At 60.2% G+C, this 21,954-nt stretch carries 14 protein-coding genes; 12 read left to right on the top strand and 2 right to left on the bottom strand.

All coding sequences use genetic code 11. From position 1 onward, the window contains the following. Positions 1–185: 185 nt before the first annotated feature. The 6 genes from recC (at position 186) to yfiB (ending at position 11,889) form a co-directional block, all read left to right on the top strand. Positions 186–3,638, top strand: a complete 3,453-nt coding sequence (recC, locus tag AC07N4_RS11320; protein ID WP_493065210.1) for an exodeoxyribonuclease V subunit gamma — start codon at positions 186–188, stop codon at positions 3,636–3,638. Further along, complete coding sequence (recB, locus tag AC07N4_RS11315) at positions 3,635–7,324, top strand: exodeoxyribonuclease V subunit beta (RefSeq protein ID WP_493065211.1); 3,690 nt, start codon at positions 3,635–3,637, stop codon at positions 7,322–7,324. Before recC ends, recB begins: the two co-directional genes overlap by 4 nt. After that, the gene (recD, locus tag AC07N4_RS11310) at positions 7,321–9,426 is read left to right on the top strand and encodes an exodeoxyribonuclease V subunit alpha (RefSeq protein ID WP_493065212.1); all 2,106 of its coding nucleotides are present in this window, start codon (positions 7,321–7,323) and stop codon (positions 9,424–9,426) included. Before recB ends, recD begins: the two co-directional genes overlap by 4 nt. Positions 9,427–9,548: 122 nt before the next feature. Further along, positions 9,549–10,124, top strand: coding sequence for a regulatory sequestration protein YfiR (yfiR, locus tag AC07N4_RS11305; protein ID WP_096818680.1), 576 nt, complete (start codon positions 9,549–9,551; stop codon positions 10,122–10,124). Further along, positions 10,121–11,389 carry a diguanylate cyclase DgcN/YfiN gene (gene dgcN, locus AC07N4_RS11300; protein ID WP_096818682.1) on the top strand — a complete coding sequence of 423 codons (1,269 nt, stop codon included), beginning with the start codon at positions 10,121–10,123 and terminating at the stop codon, positions 11,387–11,389. The genes yfiR and dgcN overlap by 4 nt, the downstream gene beginning before the upstream one ends. Further along, entirely contained in the window at positions 11,389–11,889 is a 501-nt protein-coding gene (gene yfiB, locus AC07N4_RS11295; RefSeq protein WP_173861315.1) for an outer membrane lipoprotein YfiB, read from the top strand. The genes dgcN and yfiB overlap by 1 nt, the downstream gene beginning before the upstream one ends. Here the strand turns inward: yfiB and AC07N4_RS11290 are convergent. Then, the gene (locus tag AC07N4_RS11290; RefSeq protein WP_114881330.1) at positions 11,886–12,833 is read right to left on the bottom strand and encodes a LysR family transcriptional regulator; all 948 of its coding nucleotides are present in this window, start codon (positions 12,831–12,833) and stop codon (positions 11,886–11,888) included. The genes yfiB and AC07N4_RS11290 overlap by 4 nt on opposite strands. Before the next feature lie 149 nt (positions 12,834–12,982). On the opposite strand from AC07N4_RS11290, the gene AC07N4_RS11285 reads away from it, so the two are divergent. Both AC07N4_RS11285 and mmsB read left to right on the top strand, forming a co-directional pair. After that, entirely contained in the window at positions 12,983–14,509 is a 1,527-nt protein-coding gene (locus AC07N4_RS11285) for a CoA-acylating methylmalonate-semialdehyde dehydrogenase (RefSeq protein ID WP_493065213.1), read from the top strand. Positions 14,510–14,518: 9 nt separating this feature from the next. Next, entirely contained in the window at positions 14,519–15,406 is an 888-nt protein-coding gene (gene mmsB, locus AC07N4_RS11280) for a 3-hydroxyisobutyrate dehydrogenase (RefSeq protein WP_102619358.1), read from the top strand. A gap of 76 nt (positions 15,407–15,482) precedes the next feature. Here the strand turns inward: mmsB and AC07N4_RS11275 are convergent, their stop codons facing one another. Continuing rightward, a complete protein-coding gene (locus AC07N4_RS11275; RefSeq protein ID WP_096818693.1) occupies positions 15,483–15,827 on the bottom strand; it encodes a cupin domain-containing protein in 345 nt (114 codons plus the stop codon). Between the two features lie 604 nt (positions 15,828–16,431). Here AC07N4_RS11275 and AC07N4_RS11270 point away from each other — a divergent pair. From AC07N4_RS11270 to rfbB, 4 genes are read left to right on the top strand one after another with little or no spacing between them, the layout of a single operon-like run. Continuing rightward, positions 16,432–17,367, top strand: coding sequence for an acyltransferase (locus tag AC07N4_RS11270; RefSeq protein WP_493065214.1), 936 nt, complete (start codon positions 16,432–16,434; stop codon positions 17,365–17,367). After that, the gene (locus tag AC07N4_RS11265; protein ID WP_102619359.1) at positions 17,364–18,614 is read left to right on the top strand and encodes a glycosyltransferase family 28 protein; all 1,251 of its coding nucleotides are present in this window, start codon (positions 17,364–17,366) and stop codon (positions 18,612–18,614) included. The genes AC07N4_RS11270 and AC07N4_RS11265 overlap by 4 nt, the downstream gene beginning before the upstream one ends. A 22-nt stretch (positions 18,615–18,636) precedes the next feature. Continuing rightward, a complete protein-coding gene (locus tag AC07N4_RS11260) occupies positions 18,637–20,814 on the top strand; it encodes a prenyltransferase/squalene oxidase repeat-containing protein (RefSeq protein ID WP_493065215.1) in 2,178 nt (725 codons plus the stop codon). A gap of 54 nt (positions 20,815–20,868) precedes the next feature. Then, the gene (gene rfbB / locus AC07N4_RS11255) at positions 20,869–21,951 is read left to right on the top strand and encodes a dTDP-glucose 4,6-dehydratase (RefSeq protein ID WP_273539188.1); all 1,083 of its coding nucleotides are present in this window, start codon (positions 20,869–20,871) and stop codon (positions 21,949–21,951) included. Positions 21,952–21,954: the final 3 nt, after the last annotated feature.

Below are 21,954 nucleotides of genomic sequence, written 5' to 3'. Positions count from 1 at the left end.
TTCCCCATGTGAGAGTAGGTCATCGTCAAGATTAAATTCCGAAACCCCAATTGCGAAAGCAGTTGGGGTTTTGTTTTGCCCGCAGGAAAGTTCGTACGACATTCTCGGACGCCTTGCGGCTGTCCTCGCCTGCCGACAATGCTAAGGTTCAGCCCTAGCTTTTGTACTTTTCCAAGGAAGCCTTCATGCCGGACACTCAGTCCCTCAACGCTGCATTCATGGTGGTTCAGAGCAACAGCCTGGACGAACTGCGCAGCCTTGTGATCAGCATAATGCGGCGCTATCCGCTGGCTCCTCTGGAGAACGAAATTGCGCTCGTGCAGAGCAACGGCATCGCTCAATGGCTCAAGCTGGCATTAGCCGAGGATCCTGAAGAGGATGACCTTGGCGGCTGCGGTATTGCCGCCGCAATTGATGTGCAGTTGCCGGGCAGTTTCATGTGGCAGCTTTACCGAATGGTCCTGGGGCGAGATGAGATCCCGGCAAAGTCCCTGCTCGACAAGGCACCTCTGACCTGGCGGTTGATGCGCTTGTTGCCGCAGGTCATCGACCTGCCGCATTTCGAACCGCTGCAACGATTCCTGACCCATGACACCGACTTACGCAAGCGCTACCAGCTGTCCGAGCGTCTGGCTGATCTATTCGATCAGTATCAGGTGTACCGTGCCGACTGGCTCGAGGATTGGGCCGAGGGGCGTCATCAACTACGAAATGTCAGAGGTGAAATAAAACCGCTGCCCATCACCAGTTGCTGGCAGGCGGAGCTGTGGCGCGCATTGCTTGAGGATGTCGGTGAACAAGGTATGGCTCAAAGCCGTGCGGGCGTGCACCAGCGATTCATCGAGTGCATCAACAACCTTGAAAAAGCACCGACAGGTTTGCCTTCACGAGTAATCGTTTTCGGAATTTCCTCACTGCCTGCGCAAGTACTCGAAGCATTGGCAGGGCTGGCCCGTTTCAGCCAGGTCCTACTCTGTGTCCACAACCCTTGCCGTTATCATTGGGCCGATATCGTTGCCGACAAGGATCTGTTGCGCCATCAATACAAACGTCAGGCTCGCAAGAACGGCATGCCCGTGGTTCTGGATTCTGAATCACTGCATCAACATGCCCACCCGCTACTGGCAGCCTGGGGCAAGCAAGGTCGTGACTACATCAATCTGCTCGACAGCTATGACGACCCCGGCAGCTATCGCGCGGCATTTCGCAATGGTCGTATCGATCTGTTCAGCGAATCAGTCCCGCAAAATATGCTCAATCAACTGCAAGATGACATTCTGGAGCTGCGCCCACTCGACGAGACGCGTGAGCTCTGGCCCGACGTCGATCTGAAGCAGGACCAGTCGATTCGATTCCACATTGCCCATAGTGCCCAGCGTGAAGTGGAGATTCTCCACGATCAGCTTCTGGCCCGCTTCAGCGCCAATCCCGAACTGCGCCCGCGCGATGTGATCGTGATGGTGCCTGATATCGACAGCTATGCACCGCATGTCCGTGCGGTGTTCGGGCAGCTGGATCGTCATGATCCACGGTTCATTCCTTTCACACTGGCAGACCAGGGGCAACGCGGTCGCGATCCATTACTGATCGCAGTCGAACATTTGCTCAAGCTGCCAGACAGTCGTTTCCCCGTCAGCGAAATCCTCGACTTGCTCGATGTTCCAGCGTTACGCGCACGGTTCGGAGTGGAGGAGCGGGACTTGCCGACTCTGCATCGCTGGATCGAAGGCGCCGGTGTGCGTTGGGGGATGGACGCTGATCAGCGCGCCGGACTGGGATTGCCAAATGAACTGGAGCAGAACAGCTGGCGTTTCGGCCTGAGGCGGATGCTCCTCGGGTATGCGGTTGGCGACTCAAGTGCCTGCGCGGGTATTGAGCCCTACGATGAAATTGGCGGTCTCGATGCCGCATTGATCGGTCCTCTGGTCGCCTTGCTGGATGCTTTGGAGTACTCGCACCAGCAATTGCTGAAGCCTGCGAAACCCCAAGAGTGGGGGAGCCGGTTACAGGTACTGATGCAGGTGTTTTTCAAAGCGAGCAATGAGCATGACGACTACTTGCTGACCCAGCTTGAAGAGCTGCGCGAAACCTGGCTGGAGACCTGCGAATCCGTCGGACTGGAAGACGAGTTGCCGCTGACCGTTGTTCGCGAGGCCTGGCTGGCCGGGCTGGATCAGGGGCGTTTGTCCCAACGCTTCCTGGCCGGAGCGGTGAACTTCTGTACCCTGATGCCGATGCGGGCAATTCCATTCAAGCTGGTTTGCCTTCTGGGCATGAACGATGGCGATTATCCCCGGGCACAACCACCGCTGGATTTCGACCTCATGGGCAGCGATTACCGGCCGGGAGATCGCTCCCGCCGTGAAGATGATCGCTATCTGTTGCTCGAAGCACTGTTGTCTGCGCGTCATCAGCTCTACATCAGTTGGGTTGGACGCAGTATTCGTGACAACAGTGAGCGGCCACCCTCGGTGCTGATCGGTCAGTTGCGCGATCATCTCGCCAACGGTTGGCGCACGACTGACGAAAGTGCGGATATTTTGCATGCCATGACTCAGGAACATCCGCTGCAGCCATTCAGTTCACGTTACTTCCATGAGGGAGATGAACTGTTCAGCTACGCAAGCGAATGGCAGATGCTGCATCAACGTCATGAGCCTGTTGAAGTGAAAGGAATGCTTGAACCCCATGTCCAGGAGGAACCGTTGAGTCTCGCACTGCTGCAGGATTTTCTGCGCAATCCGGTGCGACACTTTTTCACTCAGCGATTGAAGGTTTACTTTGAAGCGGCACAAGTACCTCAAGCCGATGAAGAACCCTTTGTCCTGGATGCGTTGCAGCGATATACCCTCAGCGACAGTTTGCTCGAAGCGGCCCTGAGACATCCGGAGAGTGTTGATCAGGCGCTCGAGGCTCAGGCTCGGCGCCTGCAAAACAGCGGGCTGCTGCCCATGGCGGGATTTGGTGAGTGCCTGCAGCGAGAGTTGATCGAACCGCTTCCTGATTTGCTGCAACGCTATCAGCAGCTACTGACGCTTTGGCCGACTCCGTTGACCAGCGCGATCCCGATCAATCATGAATGTCAGGGATTACGCCTGGAAGGATGGCTTGGAGGTCTGCATCAACGCGCCGATGGCGGTGTGCTGTCGGTGACGACGATCCCCAACAGCATCGGTTCGATCAAGAACCGCAAATGGCACCGTCTGACCAAACCATGGGTCAATCATCTGGTCGCTTGTGCGAGTGGGCTTTCTCTGACTACGGCGCTGGTCGCCAGTGACGACACCCTTTTGCTTGAACCGATGGAGCAGGATCGGGCCTGGAGAATACTCGAAGACCTGCTGCTCGCCTGGCAGTCAGGAATGCGTCAACCGCTCCCGGTGGCGGTGAAAACCGCTTTTGCATGGCTGGGCCAGAATGACCCGCTGAAAGCTGAAGCCGCTGCCCGTAAAGCCTATGAAGGTGATGGCCAGACCAGCGAAGGTGAGCGACGCGAAAGCCCCGCATTGGCCCGTCAATTCCCGGATTACGATGCATTGTTGGCCGAAGAGAGATTCCACGATTGGTGCAACGCTTTATACCGCCCAGTGCTCGAAGCCCCTTGGCAATCCTTGGCCAGCGCGGGGGAACGTTCATGAGCGCAAAGCAGCCTCTTGCCCTGGCGTTTCCGTTAAAGGGCAGTCAACTGATCGAGGCCAGCGCGGGTACTGGCAAGACATTTACAATCTCCGCGTTGTATCTGCGCCTGATCCTTGGCCACGGTGGTGACGCGAGTGGCTTCGGTCGCGAGCTGCTGCCACCGCAGATTTTGGTGGTGACATTCACCGACGCAGCGACCAAGGAGTTGCGCGAACGTATTCGCACACGTTTGGCTGAGGCCGCACGCTTCTTCCGTGACGAGACACCGCCTCCAGATACGTTGATCGATGAGTTGCGCGCGCAGTTCGACCCTCAGCAATGGCCCGGTTGCGCCAATCGTCTGGACATCGCCGCGCAATGGATGGACGAGGCTGCCGTCTCGACGATCCACAGCTGGTGTCAGCGAATGCTGCGCGAACACGCATTCGACAGCGGTAGTCTGTTTACCCAGACCCTCGAAACCGATCACAGCGATCTGTTGGGCGAAGTGCTCCGCGATTACTGGCGCCTGTTCTGCTATCCGATGCAGGGGGATGTACTGAATTGGGTTCGCAGTCACTGGGGCGGTCCGGCCGCTTTGTTGCCTCGCGTACGTGCTCTCTTCGGTACTGAACGTAATGGAGCAGAAGGCAGATCTCCGGCCGAATTGATCGAAGAATGCCTGCAAGAACGTCGAGCAGCATTGGTTGAATTGAAAAAGCCCTGGCAGCGGTGGGCGGATGAGCTGCTCGCCATTTGTCATCAGGGCGTCGCCAGCAAGACAGTCGACGGGCGCAAGATGCAGGCTCGCTACTTCGAGCCCTGGTTCGAGAAACTCAAGGCCTGGGCTGAAGACGAGTCACTGGAACAACTGGATATCGGTACCGGATTTACCCGGCTCACGCCTGACGGCATGGCCGAGGCCTGGAAAGGCGAGCCACCGAGCCATCCGGGACTGGACGCCATGCAGGCACTCAAATCAAGCCTCGATGAGCTGCCAACCCCCGACGCAGCGGTGCTGCAGCACGCCGCCAAATGGGTGGGCGAGCGCTTTGAAGAAGAAAAGCGTCGACGTGCCGAAATGGGTTTCGACGACATGCTGCTGCGACTCGACGCAGCCCTGCAATCCGAAGGCGGCGAGCGCCTCGCCACGCTTATTCGCGAGCAGTTTCCGGTCGCCCTGATCGACGAATTCCAGGACACGGATCCGGTGCAGTACCGGATCTTCGAGAACATCTATCGCATCGAGGAAAACAATCCCGAGACCGGACTATTCCTGATCGGGGACCCGAAGCAGGCGATCTATGCCTTCCGTGGCGCAGACATCTACACCTACCTGCGCGCGCGAATAGCCACCACCGGGCGGCTACATACGTTGGGCACAAACTTCCGCTCCAGTCATGGAATGGTCCGTGCGGTGAACCAGGTGTTCGAGCGCGCGGAATCCCGTGAACAGGGACGCGGCGCGTTTCTGTTTCGAGAGAAAAACGGTGACAACCCGGTGCCGTTTCAGCCCGTGGATTCTCAGGGGCGCAAGGAACATTTACTGATTTCCGGGCAAGACGTGCCGGCGCTGAATATCTGGCATTTATCCACCGAGCAACCAGTCTCCGGTGCGGTCTATCGTCAGCAGTTGGCGGCGGCCTGCGCCAGTGAAATCACTGCCCTGCTCAATGGCGGAAAAGCCGGCAGCGCTGGTTTCGCGCAGGACGGCAAGGATTTTCGCGGGGTGCAACCGGCGGACATCGCAATTCTTGTGCGTGACGGCAAAGAGGCCCAAGCGATACGCGGTGAACTTGCCGCCCGAGGGGTGCGCAGTGTTTACCTGTCGGACAAGGATTCTGTCTTCGCGGCTCAAGAGGCCCATGATCTGCTGGCCTGGCTCAAGGCCTGTGCCGAACCGGATGTCGAGCGCTCGTTGAAGGCAGCCCTCGCCTGCACCACGTTGAACCTGCCGTTGACTGAGCTGGAGCGCCTGAATCAGGACGAACTGGTCTGGGAAGCACGCGTCATGCAGTTCCGAGCCTATCGCGAGATCTGGCGCAAACAAGGCGTGCTGCCGATGTTGCGGCGTTTTCTGCATGACTTCCATCTGCCGCAAACCTTGATCGCGCGCAGTGATGGTGAGCGGGTGCTGACTAACCTGTTGCACCTGTCGGAGCTGATGCAGCAGGCGGCCTCCGAACTCGATGGCGAGCAGGCGCTGATCCGGCATTTGGCCGAGCACCTTGCGTTGTCCGGTCAAGCGGGTGAGGAGCAGATCCTGCGCCTTGAAAGCGACGAGCAACTGGTCAAGGTCGTGACGATCCACAAGTCCAAGGGGCTTGAGTATCCGTTGGTGTTTCTGCCTTTTATCTGCTCGGCCAAACCCGTGGACGGCAGCCGGATGCCGTTGCATTACCACGATGCATCCGGCAAGGCTCAGGTCAGTCTCAAACCTGATGCCGAGCTGATTGCCCTGGCCGACAATGAGCGGCTGGCGGAGGACCTGCGCTTGCTCTACGTCGCTCTGACCCGGGCACAACATGCCTGCTGGCTTGGCATGACGGACCTCAAGCGCGGCAATAACAGCAGCTCGGTCCTGCATCTTTCAGCACTTGGTTATCTGGTGGGTGGTGGCGCGTCATTGAGTGAGTCCAGCGGTCTGACTCGCTGGCTCGACGATCTGCAGCAACATTGCCCTGCGCTGGGCATCGTTGAAATGCCCCTGGCAACCAGCGAACGCTACCAGCCGCCACGCAACGAAGCGATCCCAAGTGCCACGTTGATCCCCAAACGCAAGGCCAGTGAGAACTGGTGGATCGCTTCCTACAGTGCCTTGCGAATCAGTGACGTGTTGAGTGTGGGCAGTGATGAAGCACCGGACAGCCCGCAAGCGCAGAAACTGTTCGACGACGAGCGCCTTGAGCCCGATGCTCCTCGCGAGATCGTTCCGGGAGGTGCCGAGATTCACCGCTTCCCCCGAGGACCGAATCCGGGGACGTTCCTCCACGGACTGCTCGAATGGGCAGGTGATGAAGGGTTCGCGGTTTCACGCGAGGCACTGGAAGACGCGATCGCCCGGCGTTGCAATCGACGCGGCTGGGAAGGCTGGATCACGACCCTAAGCGACTGGCTGCAGCATTTGCTCAAATCGCCGATGCCCGCAGGCACCGGTCGACCACCGGTGGTGCTGGAGCAATTGAAACAGTATCGGGTCGAGATGGAGTTCTGGTTCGCCAGCCACAAAGTCGATGTCGTCAGACTCGACGAGCAGGTACGCAAGCTCACCCACAACGGTGTTGCCCGGGTCGCCGCCGAAGCGGTGCAACTCAACGGCATGTTCAAAGGTTTCATCGACCTGACCTTTGAACATGACGGTCGTTACTATGTGGCGGACTACAAATCCAACTGGCTGGGCGTCGATGACGCCGCCTACACCGACCAGGCCATGGAACAGTCGATTCTGGAAAATCGTTACGACCTTCAATACGTGCTGTATCTGCTGGCACTGCATCGTCAGCTCAAGGCTCGCCTCGCCGATTATGATTACGACCGGCATGTTGGCGGTGCGCTGTATCTGTTCCTGCGGGGCTCTCGTGCTGACAGCGGTGGTGTGTATTTCGTGCGGCCGCCGCGAGAACTGATCGAGCGTCTGGACCGGATGTTCCAGGGCAAACCGGAACCGAAAGCCGAGCCCGCGTGGGAACAGGGAGAATTGCTATGAGCCGCACCATCGCGGATTTTCCGCCGGTTTCATTGGATGCCGACGGCCTCGCGCAGCTCACCCCTCTGACGCGAGCCCATGACCTGTTGCAGCTACTGAACCTCTGGGTCGAGCGTGGATGGCTGCGGGCGCTGGACAAGGCATTCGTGGCATTTCTTTACGAGTTGGCGCCTGACGTTGATCCGTTGGTATTACTTGCCGCCGCGTTGACCAGTCATCAACTCGGCCACGGTCATGTGTGTCTGGATTTGTTCGAAACCCTCAAGGCCCCGGACTTCGCCCTGTCCCTGCCGCCGGAGGGTGACGTGCAATCGGGTGTGTTGTTGCTGCCATCGCAATTGCTTGAAACCCTGGAAGGGGCGCACTGGTGCAAGGTGCTGGCCGGCAGCTCGCTGGTGGCGCTGGCTGCCGACGACAATGAGTCTGCACGGCAATGTCCTCTGGTGCTATCCGGTAAACGCCTGTACTTGCGGCGGTACTGGGCCTATGAGCGACGCATCGACACTGCTCTGCGTCAGCGCTTGGCGGAGCATGAGCCGACGCCGGGCGATCTGTCGCAGCGGCTGGACGAGTTGTTCGGATCGACAAAGAACGCCGACGTGATCGACTGGCAGAAACTCGCCTGCGCGCTGGCGACCCGAGGTGCTTTCAGCATCGTCACGGGCGGGCCTGGCACCGGCAAGACCACCACGGTGGTGCGTTTGCTGGCGTTACTTCAGGCCCCGGCGGTCGAGGCCGGCCAGCCTCTGCGCATTCGCCTGGCCGCCCCCACGGGTAAGGCGGCTGCGCGGTTGACCGAGTCCATCAGCCAGCAAGTGCAATCGCTGAAAGTCGCCGACGCCGTTCGGGAAAAGATTCCTTCCGAGGTCACCACTGTTCACCGCTTGCTCGGCAGCCGTCCCGGTACCCGACACTTCCGTCACCATGCCGGGAACCGTCTGCCGCTGGATGTGTTGGTGGTCGACGAAGCGTCCATGATCGATCTGGAAATGATGGCCAACCTCCTTGATGCGTTGCCGTCACACGCTCGTCTGGTGTTGCTGGGCGACAAGGATCAACTGGCCTCCGTCGAGGCCGGTGCGGTGCTGGGGGATCTGTGCCGCGACGCCGAGGCGGGTTGGTACAGTCCGCAGACCCGCCAGTGGCTGGAGTCCGTTAGCGGTGAGTCCTTGCAGGACAGCGGTTTGCATGAGGACATCGACGGTACACACCCGTTGGCGCAGCAAGTGGTGATGTTGCGTCACTCGCGGCGTTTCGGCGAGGGCAGTGGCATCGGCCAGCTCGCGCGTCGGGTGAATCAGCAATTGCCGGATGAGGCTCGCCAGCTGTTGGCTGGGCGAAGCCATGACGACGTGTATTCACTGGCGCTCAAAGGTGAGCAGGACCACGCACTGGAGCGGCTTGTTCTGGAAGGGCATGGCGATGGCCCCCACGGGTATCGGCATTACCTGAGCGTTCTGCGCAATCAGCGTCCGCCTGCGGGAGCTCCCCTTGAGCATCCAGGTTGGCTCGATTGGGCGCGTGAGGTCTTGCAGGCGTTCGATACTTTTCAGCTGCTGTGCGCGGTGCGTAAAGGGCCGTGGGGCGTCGAGGGGTTGAACCAGCGCATCACCGACGCGCTGCTCAAGGCGCGGCTGATCGACAGCGACCAGCAATGGTATGAAGGTCGCCCGGTGCTGATGACCCGCAATGACTATGGCTTGGGGCTGATGAACGGTGACATCGGCATTGCTCTCAAGCTGCCCGAGCGTGATGGGCCGAACGCCGGTGAAGCGGTCCTTCGGGTGGCGTTCCCGCGTAACGACGGGCGCGGCGGAGTACGGTTCGTGTTGCCGAGCCGGCTCAATGATGTGGAAACCGTGTATGCGATGACGGTGCACAAGTCGCAAGGCTCGGAGTTTGCCCATACCGCGCTGATCCTTCCGGACGCCTTGAATCCGGTGTTGACCAAAGAGCTGATCTACACCGGCATTACCCGAGCCAAGCACTGGTTCACCTTGATCGAACCGCGAGCCGGGGTGTTTGAAGAGGCGGTGCAGCGCAAGGTCAAGCGCTTGAGCGGTCTGATGCTGGAACTGGAGGAGGGCGTGGGACCTCGATAATGAAAATGCTGACGGATCCCGGCGTTATCTGACCAGCCGGTCAGAGGGTGCTGTATCGCTGGCGTTCCAACGCTGTGCTATCGTTGCGGCATCATCTCGTTACGATCCAAGAGAATCCCTGCATGAAGCTGGCTGTCTGGGCGACAGAGCGCGTAGTTGGCAGCAAGCAAGTGTTGCTTGCCGGTCTGCTCTGTTTGCTCACGGGTGTGGCTGCTGCCCAGCCGCAAACACCGGTCGGTATGGCCGAGCAACGGGCAAAATCCGTTACTCAGGTGGTCCTCGGCATTCTCAGTTATGCCCGCTGGCCGGTTGAACCTGCACAATTGCGCCTGTGCATCGTCGGTCCCACCGAATACACCGACGACCTGGTGAAAGGCACGACCCAGGCCACGGGCCGACCTGTCACGGTGCGTCGCCTGCTGGCCGACAACCCGTCTATCGTCAGCGAGTGCGATGCGGTGTACATCGGCAAACTCACCGCCGATGAGCGCAGCCGACTGTTCGCTTCGCTGATTGGCCACCCGGTATTGAGCATCAGCGAGGGCGGCGATCAGTGCACGGTCGGCAGTCTGTTCTGTCTGCGAGTCGGTGATGAGCAGGTGTCGTTCGAGGTCAATCTCGACTCCGTCGCCCGCAGCGGCGTGCGCATTCATCCGAGCGTGCTGCAGTTGTCGCGCCGCAAGCCGGCGGCCCCATGAGACGCAACAAATCCACAGGGCGTCCGACCCTGGGTTCGGTCATCGGTCGCGGGCATTTGATTGTCGCGCTGGTTGCCGTGGGAATGGCCAGTGTGTCCCTGACCCTGCTCGGCGTGCTGGCGCTGCGGGTCTATGCCGATCACAACCTGCACCTGATCGCTCGTTCGATCAGTTACACCGTGGAAGCGGCGGTGGTGTTCAACGACAAGCCTGCCGCGACGGAAGCGCTGGCGTTGATCGCCTCGACCGAAGAGGTGGCGGACGCGCAGGTGCTGGACAGCCAGGGCCAGGAGCTTGCGCGTTGGCAGCGTCCGGAGAACGGCTTGTTTTCCGGGCTGGAAATGCAGATAACGCGGGTCGTTCTGGAAAAACCGATCAGCTTGCCGATCCTGCATCAGGATCGCGAGATCGGCCGGATCCTGCTGACGGGGCACGGCGGCAGCTTGATGCAGTTTCTGTTGAGCGGTCTGGCGGGCATCATTCTCTGCACCGCGATCAGCGCCTGGGTGGCGCTCTATCTGGCGCGCCGTCAGTTGCGCGGGATCATCGGCCCGCTGCACAGCCTGGCGGGAGTCGCCCACGCCGCCCGCAGTGAGCGGGCGCTCGACCGGCGCGTACCTCCGGCGAAAATCGCCGAACTCGACAACCTCGGTAATGACTTCAATGCCCTGCTCGATGAGCTGGAGTCCTGGCAGACCCACCTGCAAAGCGAGAACGAAACCCTCGCCCATCAGGCCAGCCACGACAGCCTCACCGGATTGCCCAATCGCGCGTTCTTCGAAGGCCGTCTGATCCGCGCGCTACGCAGCGCCAGCAAACTCAACGAGCGGATGGCGGTGCTGTTTCTCGACAGTGACCGTTTCAAGGGCATCAACGACAGCTTCGGTCATGCCGCCGGCGATGCGGTGCTGGTGGCGGTGGCTAACCGGATTCGGGCGCAGTTACGCGAAGAGGATCTGGTGGCGCGTCTGGGCGGCGATGAGTTTGCCGTTTTGCTGACGCCGTTGCACAAGACCGAAGACGCCGAGCGCATTGCCGACAAGATCCTCGCCAGCATGGACACCCCGATTGCATTGCCGGGCGACACCAGTGTGGTGACCTCGCTCAGTATCGGCATTGCGGTTTACCCCGATCATGGCGCCACGCCCGGCACCTTGCTTGATGCGGCTGACGCCGCCATGTATCAAGCCAAGCGCCTGTCGCGTGGCGCCCAATTCACGGCCGGGTCGGAGCACCCGGTCGATCCCGTTCAAACCAGGAGCTAATGCCCGTGTTCTCACTTTCCGTTCGACTGTTTTCCACACTGATGCTGATGGCCATGTTGGCCCTGACCGGATGCCAGACCGCCCCGCAAAAAGGCCTGACGCCAGCGCAGATTGCCGTGCTCAAACAGCAAGGCTTTGAACTGACCGACGACGGTTGGGAGTTCGGCCTGTCGGGCAAAGTGCTGTTTGGCAGCGACATCGAAAGCCTGAACAAGCAAAGTACCGAAATCGTCGAGCGTATCGGCAAAGCCTTGTTGAGTGTCGGTATCGAACGGGTGCGAGTGGATGGTCACACCGATGCCTCGGGCAAGGAAAGCTACAACCAGCAGCTGTCGCTGCGCCGAGCGAAAAGCGTCGGCAAAGTGCTGACCACGGTCGGCATGAAGGAAGAGAACATTCAGCTGCAAGGCCTCGGCAGCCGCGAACCGGTGGCCTCCAACGACACCGTTGCCGGCCGCACCGAAAACCGCCGGGTGTCGATCGTGGTCAGCGCCGATTAATCGGCAAACTGCATCTCCCGGGTCTGCCCCATCAACAGCGCCTGATTGCGCTCGGTCACTTCGCGGATGTAATCCCACAACAGGGTGATCCGTTTCAACTTCCGAAGATCCTCCCGGCAGTACATCCAGAACTGCCGGGTGATGTCGATTTCCTCCGGCAGCACCGGTAACAGGCGTGGGTCCTGGGCTGCGAGGAAACACGGCAGAATCGCCAGCGAGCGCCCCTGCTGCGCCGCCACGAATTGTGCGATCACGCTCGTGCTGCGCAAATTGGCGCTGGCGCCGGGCACCACGTTCGCCAGATACAGCAGCTCCGAGCTGAACGCCAGATCATCCACGTAACTGATGAATTGATGCTTGCCCAGGTCGGCGGGGCGGCGGATCGGCGGGTGTTTGTCGAGGTATTCCTGGGTTGCGTAGAGCTGCAAGCGGTAGTCGCAGAGTTTGCAGCACACATACGGCCCGTGTTCCGGGCGTTCGAGGGCGATGACGATGTCGGCCTCGCGTTTGGACAGGCTGATGAAGTGCGGCAGCGGCAGGATGTCCACCGAAATTGCCGGGTAGGCGTCGACGAAGTGGCTCAGTTGCGGCGTGATAAAGAAACTGCCGAAACCTTCGGTGCAGCCCATCCGCACATGCCCGGAAAGTGCGACACCGGAGCCGGACACCTGTTCGCAGGCCATGTGCAGTGTGCTTTCGATCGACTCGGCGTAGCTCAGCAGACGCTGGCCTTCGGCGGTCAGCACGAAACCGCTGGTGCGGGACTTTTCGAACAGCAATGTGCCCAACGCCGCCTCCAGCGAACTGATTCGCCGCGACACCGTTGTGTAATCCACAGCCAGGCGTTTGGCCGCAGTGCTGGCCTTGCGGGTACGGGCGACTTCGAGGAAAAACTTGAGGTCGTCCCAGTTCAGGGAGCCTAAAGACGTGATGTTTTTTTGCATGATGGACGGGCTTATATGTGCGTTCTTATTAGAAGTTTGCACATCTATACTCCAAAAACAGTCCGACAACCAATTCGTGACACACGCCTCATCTCAAGGCGAACCCTTCGCCTTGGCTCCTAAGATAAAAACAAGTTCTGGAGACCAGCATGAACGCATCGCTTACGCCCAACGAAACCACGATCCAGAAGGTCAAGCTGCTGATCGACGGCGAGTGGGTCGAGTCGCAGACCGCCGAGTGGCATGACATCGTCAACCCGGCGACCCAGCAGGTGCTGGCCAAAGTCCCGTTTGCCACTGCCGCTGAAGTCGACGCTGCCGTCAGTGCTGCCCAGCGCGCCTTCCAGACCTGGAAGCTGACCCCGATCGGCGCGCGCATGCGCATCATGCTCAAGCTGCAAGCGTTGATCCGCGAACACTCCAAACGCATCGCCGTGGTGCTGAGCGCCGAACAGGGCAAGACCATTGCCGATGCTGAAGGCGATATTTTCCGTGGCCTGGAAGTGGTCGAGCACGCGTGCTCCATCGGCAGCCTGCAAATGGGCGAGTTCGCCGAGAACGTTGCCGGCGGCGTCGACACTTACACCCTGCGCCAGCCGATCGGCGTCTGCGCCGGCATTACGCCGTTCAACTTCCCGGCAATGATTCCGCTGTGGATGTTCCCGATGGCCATCGCCTGCGGCAACACCTTCGTGCTCAAGCCGTCCGAACAGGATCCGCTGTCGACCATGCTGCTGGTGGAACTGGCGATCGAGGCCGGCGTTCCGGCGGGTGTGCTCAACGTCGTGCACGGTGGCAAGGACGTGGTCGATGGCCTGTGCACCCACAAGGACATCAAGGCGATTTCGTTCGTCGGTTCGACCGCCGTCGGCACCCACGTTTATGACCTGGCCGGTAAACACGGCAAGCGCGTGCAATCGATGATGGGCGCGAAGAACCACGCCGTGGTGCTGCCGGACGCCAATCGCGAGCAAGCGCTCAATGCCCTGGTCGGCGCCGGTTTCGGTGCGGCCGGTCAGCGTTGCATGGCCACGTCGGTGGTGGTGCTGGTGGGGGCGGCCAAACAATGGTTGCCGGATCTGAAAGCGCTGGCGCAGAAACTCAAGGTCAACGCCGGCAGCGAGCCGGGCACCGATGTTGGTCCGGTCATTTCGAAAAAGGCCAAGGCGCGGATTCTCGATCTGATCGAAAGCGGTATCAAGGAAGGCGCCAAACTCGAGCTGGACGGTCGCGACATCAGCGTGCCGGGCTACGAGAAAGGCAACTTCGTCGGCCCGACCCTGTTCTCCGGGGTGACCACCGACATGCAGATCTACACCCAGGAAATTTTCGGCCCGGTACTGGTGGTGCTGGAAGTCGACACCCTCGATCAGGCCATTGCGCTGGTCAACGCCAACCCGTTCGGCAACGGCACGGGCCTGTTCACCCAGAGCGGCGCGGCGGCGCGTAAATTCCAGAATGAAATCGACGTCGGTCAGGTCGGCATCAACATCCCGATTCCAGTGCCGGTACCGTTCTTCAGCTTTACCGGTTCGCGCGGTTCGAAACTCGGCGACCTCGGCCCGTACGGTAAGCAAGTGGTGCAGTTCTACACCCAGACCAAAACGGTCACGGCGCGCTGGTTCGATGACGACAGCGTCAACGACGGCGTGAACACCACCATCAACCTGCGCTGAGGAATGGCCATGAAAATCGCATTTATCGGTCTGGGCAACATGGGCGCGCCGATGGCGCGCAACCTGATCAAGGCCGGGCATTCGCTGAACCTGGTGGACCTGAACAAAACCGTGCTGGCGGAACTCGAGCAACTGGGCGGCACCATCCGCGCCTCGGCTCGCGAAGCCGCACAGGACGCGGAACTGGTGATCACCATGCTGCCTGCCGCCGTGCATGTGCGCAGCGTCTGGCTCGGTGAAGACGGTGTGCTCGCCGGGATCGGCAAAGGTGTGCCGGCAGTGGATTGCAGCACCATCGATCCGCAGACTGCTCGCGACGTGGCAGCGGCGGCTGCCAAACAAGGCGTGGCCATGGCCGATGCGCCAGTTTCCGGCGGCACCGGCGGCGCCACCGCAGGTACGTTGACCTTCATGGTCGGCGCCACCCCGGAACTGTTCGCCACTCTGCAACCGGTGCTGGCGCAAATGGGCCGCAACATCGTGCATTGCGGTGAAGTCGGCACCGGGCAGATCGCCAAGATCTGCAACAACCTGTTGCTCGCCATTTCGATGGTCGGCGTCAGCGAGGCGATGGCCCTCGGCGATGCGCTGGGGATCGACACTGGCGTGCTCGCCGGGATTATCAACAGCTCGACCGGCCGTTGCTGGAGCTCGGAAATGTACAACCCGTGGCCGGGCATCGTCGAAACGGCGCCGGCCTCGCGTGGTTACACCGGTGGTTTTGGCGCCGAGCTGATGCTCAAGGATCTGGGGCTGGCCACCGAGGCGGCGCGTCAGGCGCATCAGCCGGTGGTGCTGGGCGCTGTGGCGCAACAGTTGTATCAGGCGATGAGTCAGCGCGGGGACGGTGGCAAGGACTTCTCGGCGATCATCAACAGCTATCGCAAGCCGCAGTAATCGTCGTCAGGCCTGTGCTCGTCACAGGTCTGTATTGCCGGGAAATCACGTCGGGTGGTTTCCCGGCTTTTTTGTATCAGGCGAACACGAAATATTTGCGCACAGTCTCGACCACTTCCCAGGTGCCCTTCATGCCCGGTTCGACGACGAAGATGTCACCGGCACGCAGGTGGATCGGCTCCAGGCCGTCCGGGGTGATGATGCAGTAGCCCTCCTGGAAGTGGCAGTACTCCCATTTCACGTAATCCACGCGCCACTTGCCTGGCGTGCAGATCCAGGTGCCCATGATCTTGCTGCCGTCTTCGCTGGTGTAGGCGTTGAGGTTGACGGTGTGCGGGTCGCCCTCGAGCTTCTCCCATTTGCAGGCGTCGAGTACTGGCAGCGGGTGGGTGTCGCGCAGAACGGTGATAGGTGCGGGCATGACGGCTCCAGGCCAAAGGCAGTTTGAGTCGCCACCCTAACGTTGGTCAGCATTGTCGGAATGTCTGGGTTCGACCTCCAGATGCCTGTTAGCGCTGGAGGGGATCCCCCCTGAAACCGGCCACTTGCACCAATGCTGTGCATACATGACGGTTTTAATACAAGCGCGCACCATAAAAGTTCAATAAATTTTTAGACCAAAACGAGATAACCATCCGGGCACCTATTGCAAAACAAAATCGTCTGTACTATAACATTCGTACTAAAGGACAATCCCACCCTAATGGAGCTACACCAGAGTCACGGACAGACTTGAATCGGCTTTTCTTCACATAAAACTGACTTGGCCATCGGCGCAAGCGTGAACTTCTACCTGTTGTTAATGAATAACGACAATTGAATGAACCGGTCAGTTAATAAGTTGCGCAGACGCAATGTTGTGCGTGCTTTGAATAGAAGCCCTAAATAAACAGTTAATTGTTATTTGTGCATCGGCGGACTTATATCTGCGGGATACGCACGCCTTTCGAATTTATATGTGCCCGGCATCAATGGAATGAGGCTTTATTGTGGACGACATAAACGTAATTGAAGTTTCGACGACCGTGAATGACGCGAGTGAGTTGGGCCGGCATGTCTGGATTCGTGCTGGCAGCCGCCTGCAAAACGTTCAGGTCGCCGATGATTGTTTCATCGGATTCAAGTGTGATTTGCAGTTCGCCTCCATTGGCGCGTCCAGCATGCTGGCCACCGGCGCACGGTGCCTGGGCACTGCGCAATCACCGGTACACATTGCCGACAATGTCTGGCTGGGCGCCAAGGCCACCGTGACCGCGGGCGTTTCCATCGGTGCGGGAGCGGTGATCGCTGCCGGAGCGCTGGTGACTGCTGATGTACCGGCCGATGCCATCGTGGTCGGCCGCCCGGCGCGAGTCATTGCCCTGCGCACGGTGGTCGAGGACGGCCTGCCGAGCCCGGCGCCGGTGCTGGCGAAAGTCCGGGATCGTGCGCGCCAGGGCTTGCCGTCGATGCTCGATCGGTCGACGCAGTCGGTGCCGCGGCTCAAGGCGTTGAACCCCGACACCGCGACCTGGGACATCAGCGACGAAGCCTTGATCGATGCCGAATTGCGCGGCGGGGCTTCGGTGGAAATCGCCCGGGACTGCATTCTGATCGGACGCAGCCGCCGCCAGGGCGGCATGTCGCAACTGGGCGGCATCGAACTGGGCACTGGCGCTCGACTGGCGCCGGGCGTGGTTATCGAAGCGGCCGGTGGCGTGACCATCGGTGCCTTCAGCGAGCTGGCCGAAGGCGTCACGATTGTTGCGTCTACTCATGATCATTCGTTCCGCTCACTGCCTTGGGAGGAGGCACCTGTGCGCATTGGAAGTCGTTGCGTAATTGGCGAGGGCGCCATCTTGGTAGGTCCACTGAATATCGGTGACGGTGCAGTTATCAAGCCGTACTCAGTGGTGATAAGGGATGTATTGGAAAACACTGTGGTTCATGGCGTTGTTCAACTAATGGAGATTCAAGAATGATTTTATTTGCCCCCAATCCGACCGGTTCAGGCCACAACATGCGCGCGCTTTCGATCGCTCAGGCGATTAAAAAGCAACGTCCGGATATGCCATTGACCGTGGCGCTGGCTTCTTTGCAGCCCACCTTTACGCCGATGTTCGAAAAGTCCGGCGTTGAAGTGGTGGATATTGCCGGTCGTTTGGTCGATTACTCGAAAAAGAGCAACTTGTCGAAGGAACTCGACTGGAATAATTACATCGGCGGTTATATCGCCAATACCTTCTTGTCCGGTGAGCGGATTCTGTCTTACCTGGCCCTGATCGCCGAGTACAAGCCGACCGCCCTGGTGTCTGACTACAACATGGCCGCCTGCCTGGCCGCGATTTTCAGCGGCACGCCGCTGGTGTTCGTGACCGAGCGTTATGACTTCACACTCTGCCAGCTCCAGGATCACGACCTGGCCGACGGTGGTTTCGAAGTCAATGCGCTGGAAATGGCCCGGGCCCGTACCGCGCTGCACAGCCAGTTCAACTGGATGATCAATCAGAGCCAACTGGTGCTGACCGACAAGCCGTACGTGGCTTCCCTCGATCAGGGCACACCGGTCGCCGAAGCGCTGATCAGCGGCAAAGCGCATTTTGTCGGGCCGATGATCCGCGACATCAATGTCCAGAGCGGTTTGAACGTTCGCGAGCAATTGAACCTGGGCGATGCGCCGTTCGTTGTTGCCTCGATCAGCGGCACCACGATGTTTGCGCAGAACAAGGACGCGCTGCTCGCCGCTTACCTCGACAGCTTCAAGGTCCTGCGCGAACGCAATCCGGAACTGAAACTGGTGTTGCTCGGCCGTCAGGATATCCAGGCCCAGGACGGCGTGGTTTGCGTACCGTATTACCCGGACTGGATGGGCCTGCTGCGCGAAGCCAGTCTGCTGATTTCGGCGCCGGGCTGGATCACCGTGACGGAAATCGCCGCGCTGCAGATTCCGACCCTGTTCGTGCTGCCGTCCAAATCCGAATACCACGAACTCGAAGCGCTGCGCCGCCTGGAGCTGCTCGGTTTCCCGACGCATCTGGGTCACGATCGCGATGCCATCGTCGAGCTGATTCAGGGCGAACTGGAGAAAGACACTCGCGCTTGCGCCTACTACGCGCCTCATCGTCAAGTGGCCGCGCCGGACGGCGAAGGTGCTGCCCGTGCCGCCATGCGCATCATCGAATTGTGTCAGGGCAGCGTTGTGTCGCTGACTGAAAGCAAAGCCGCTTAACCTCAAGGAAGAGGGATTTACCATGCCGCTGCATCCGCAGTTTGTATTTGATCAAGGCCTCAAGGACATTGAGTACGGCGGTTTTTTTGCTGTCACCGATGCCAGTGGCGAAGTCGCGATTTCCACTGACAAGCAGTTGCAGGATCAGGTCGCGGCCACGCTCTACCAGGCCGACCACGGTGACGATGTTCAACTGCGTTTTGCCCACGACGGGTTGATGCGTTTGTACGATGCGCCGAACGCCGGTTTTCACGAGCTCGCTGACCGCTACTGGACGCCGCATGGTTCGGGGCGTTGCCGAACGCTGGCGTTGCAACTGGACGCATTGGCTGCGCTGATTGCCTATCAGCGTCGAGTGCCGCAGGACGCGGCGAACGATGTCGTGATCCACGGGATGCTGGAAAAGGTCGAAGCGCTTTACGCCCGTTCCACGGTTGCCGGCCTGTACAGCAGCGACTGGTCGACGCCGCTGGAGCTGGCGACCTCGATCGATCTGGACATCAGCGCCACGGCCTTGCTGGCGCGTATCGGCAACGAGCCGTTGGGTCTGGGGCTGGTCGGGCACTTGCAGATTCACGCAGAAAACCTGATCGGTCGCGTGGCCGGCAGTGACAGTGCATCCTGTGTCGATGTGTCCCTGACCCGCTGCGCCGTGCGCGCTCAGGTCAGCCTGGTGCTGGCGCGTCTGGCCGATGTGCGGGACGACAACGCGCTGTCGAACCTGGCCCGTTCGTTCCTGCTGCAAACCCTGTCACTGTTCCGCGACCCGGCCTACGGCGGGTACTGGGACCGGGTGGGCATCAACGGCAAAGTGCGTTGCGACTGGCACACCTCGTACAAGAACCACGAGTCGCCATTCCCGATCAAAACCGCCTACGACGTGGCGTTGCTGTTGCAGGCGATTCAGGCCTTGCCGTCCGGCGCGAGCGAAGCTGACCGGACTTCGGTGACGGCAGCCTTGCTGGAGTTTCACGACGCCCGCAATGGCGGACTGTTCATGGGCAAGGGCTACTTTTGGTCGACGCCCGATGACCCGACCGTGCCGTTCATTCGCCAATTCTGGGCGCCGCCGCGTCAGCCGGGGATTTTCAGCATCGGCAACCTGACGTACCTGCCGTTGCACTTGAAGAGCCTGAAAACCCAGCTCGCCGCCGCCCACGCCTTGCAGGCCATCGAGCCGGCCGCTGCCGTGGCTCATCATGACGATGCAGCGTTGGTAAATCGTGAGTTGCAAGTGATCGATGGCGGTGGCGATGTGCAGCGCATTCACCCGAATGGCGTGCCGACCATCAATGTCGATCTGCAGCGTTACCTGGCGTGGCTGGCCAAGGCCCGGGCGTCGAATGAAACCCCTTACGGGCTGACCGCCGAAACCGCGCCGCTGGGTTTCCGTGCCGACAAAACCTGGCAGGTGTTTTCCGGGTTGCATGTGATCTCGGACTTGCATGCCCTGGGTCTGCAAATCGAAAACAAGGCCAGCCTGATCGATTGCATCAGGGCCTCGCAGAACACCGACGGCGGATTTGCCGAGCAGCCGGGGCACCTGAGCGATGTATTCGCGACCTACTGCGCGGTGTTGTCGCTGCGGGTGCTGGGTGCGTTGCCGAACGATATCGGCGGCTGTGTGCGTTACCTGCAAGCATGTCAGAACCCCGATGGCGGGTTCGGCGATGTACCGGGTTTCGGCTCGGACATCTGGCACACCAACCTGGCGGTGTTGTCGCTGCATGCGCTGGAAGCCAAGGCGCCGGACGAGCAGGGCGTGATGGCGTTTGCCTTGCGCTGCCGCTCGGCCGATGGCGGTTTCGCCAACAAACCCGGGTATCCGCCGGACGCCTTTTCGGTGTACCGCGTGGTGTCGACGCTGTTCATTCTCAACCGACGCATCGTCGATGCCGAACAGACCGTCGCCTGGCTGCAGAGCCTGCAACTGGCCAACGGCTCGTTCCACTACCGGCCGGGCAAAGCGGTCAGCCTGGTGGGGACTTACATGGCCATCGCGGCGATGTATCTGCTCGACGCCCAGCCGACGTATTTGCAGGAATCGAAAGACTGGATCGCTTCCCATCAGAAGCAGGACGGTGGTTTTGGCCCACTCAATGCGACCTCGGCGACCACCGATGAAAGTTTCGTCTGCATCCAGACGCTGCTGATTCTCGAGCAAGGGCTGTCGCAATACTGGGTGGCACTGTTGAACTGACCTGCACACAGCATCGAAGGACGTTAAATCATCATTTTGCCAGGGGAGGCGCTGATGAAAATTTTAGTGACAGGGGGCGCGGGCTTCATTGGCTCGGCCGTGGTGCGGTTTCTGATCGAAGAGACCGAATGTGAAGTGATCAACGTCGACAAACTGACCTACGCCGGCAATCTCGAGTCGCTGGCCGATGTGTCCGACTCGCCGCGTTATCGGTTTTGTCAGGTGGACATCTGCGACAAGCCGGCGCTGGACGAATTGTTCGCGCGCCTGCAACCGGATGCGGTGATGCACTTGGCCGCCGAGTCCCACGTGGACCGCTCGATCGATGGCCCGCAAGCCTTCATCGAAACCAACATCGTTGGCACCTACACGATGCTCGAAGCGGCGCGCGGTTACTGGAACCGGCTGGACGGGGCGCGTCAGTCTGCGTTCCGTTTCCATCACATTTCCACCGATGAAGTGTATGGCGACCTGGAACCCGAAGATCCGGCGTTCACCGAGCGAACGCCGTATGCGCCAAGCTCGCCGTATTCGGCGACCAAGGCCGGTTCCGATCATCTGGTTCGCGCCTGGCATCGCACGTATGGCCTGCCGGTGGTGATGAGCAACTGCTCGAACAATTACGGGCCTTATCACTTCCCGGAAAAACTGATTCCTCACGTCATTCTCAATGCGCTGCAAGGCAAGCCGCTGCCGGTTTACGGCGATGGCGCGCAGATCCGCGACTGGCTGTTCGTCGAGGATCACGCCCGCGCCCTGTATGCGGTGGTGACGCGTGGTGAGGTCGGGCAGACCTACAACATCGGCGGCCACAACGAGAAGACCAACCTTGAAGTCGTGCAAACCCTGTGCGATCTGCTCGAAGCGCGCGGGGCGGAAAAACCGGCGGGCGTCGCGCACTTCCGTGACCTGATCACCTTCGTCAAGGATCGTCCTGGCCACGACAAACGCTACGCCGTCGATGCCGGGAAAATCCACGCGACGCTGGGCTGGACGCCGCAGGAAACCTTCGAAAGCGGCATGAAGAAAACCGTCGACTGGTACCTCGACAACCGCGCCTGGTGGGTCCGGGTGATGTCCGGTGCCTACGCGCTGGAGCGTCTCGGCGAGCAACGCAACGAAGCCCTCGTGGCCTGAACA

This window comes from Pseudomonas sp. GW821-FHT09E04, assembly GCF_059416185.1.
This window is presented reverse-complemented; position numbering and strand designations above follow the sequence as displayed.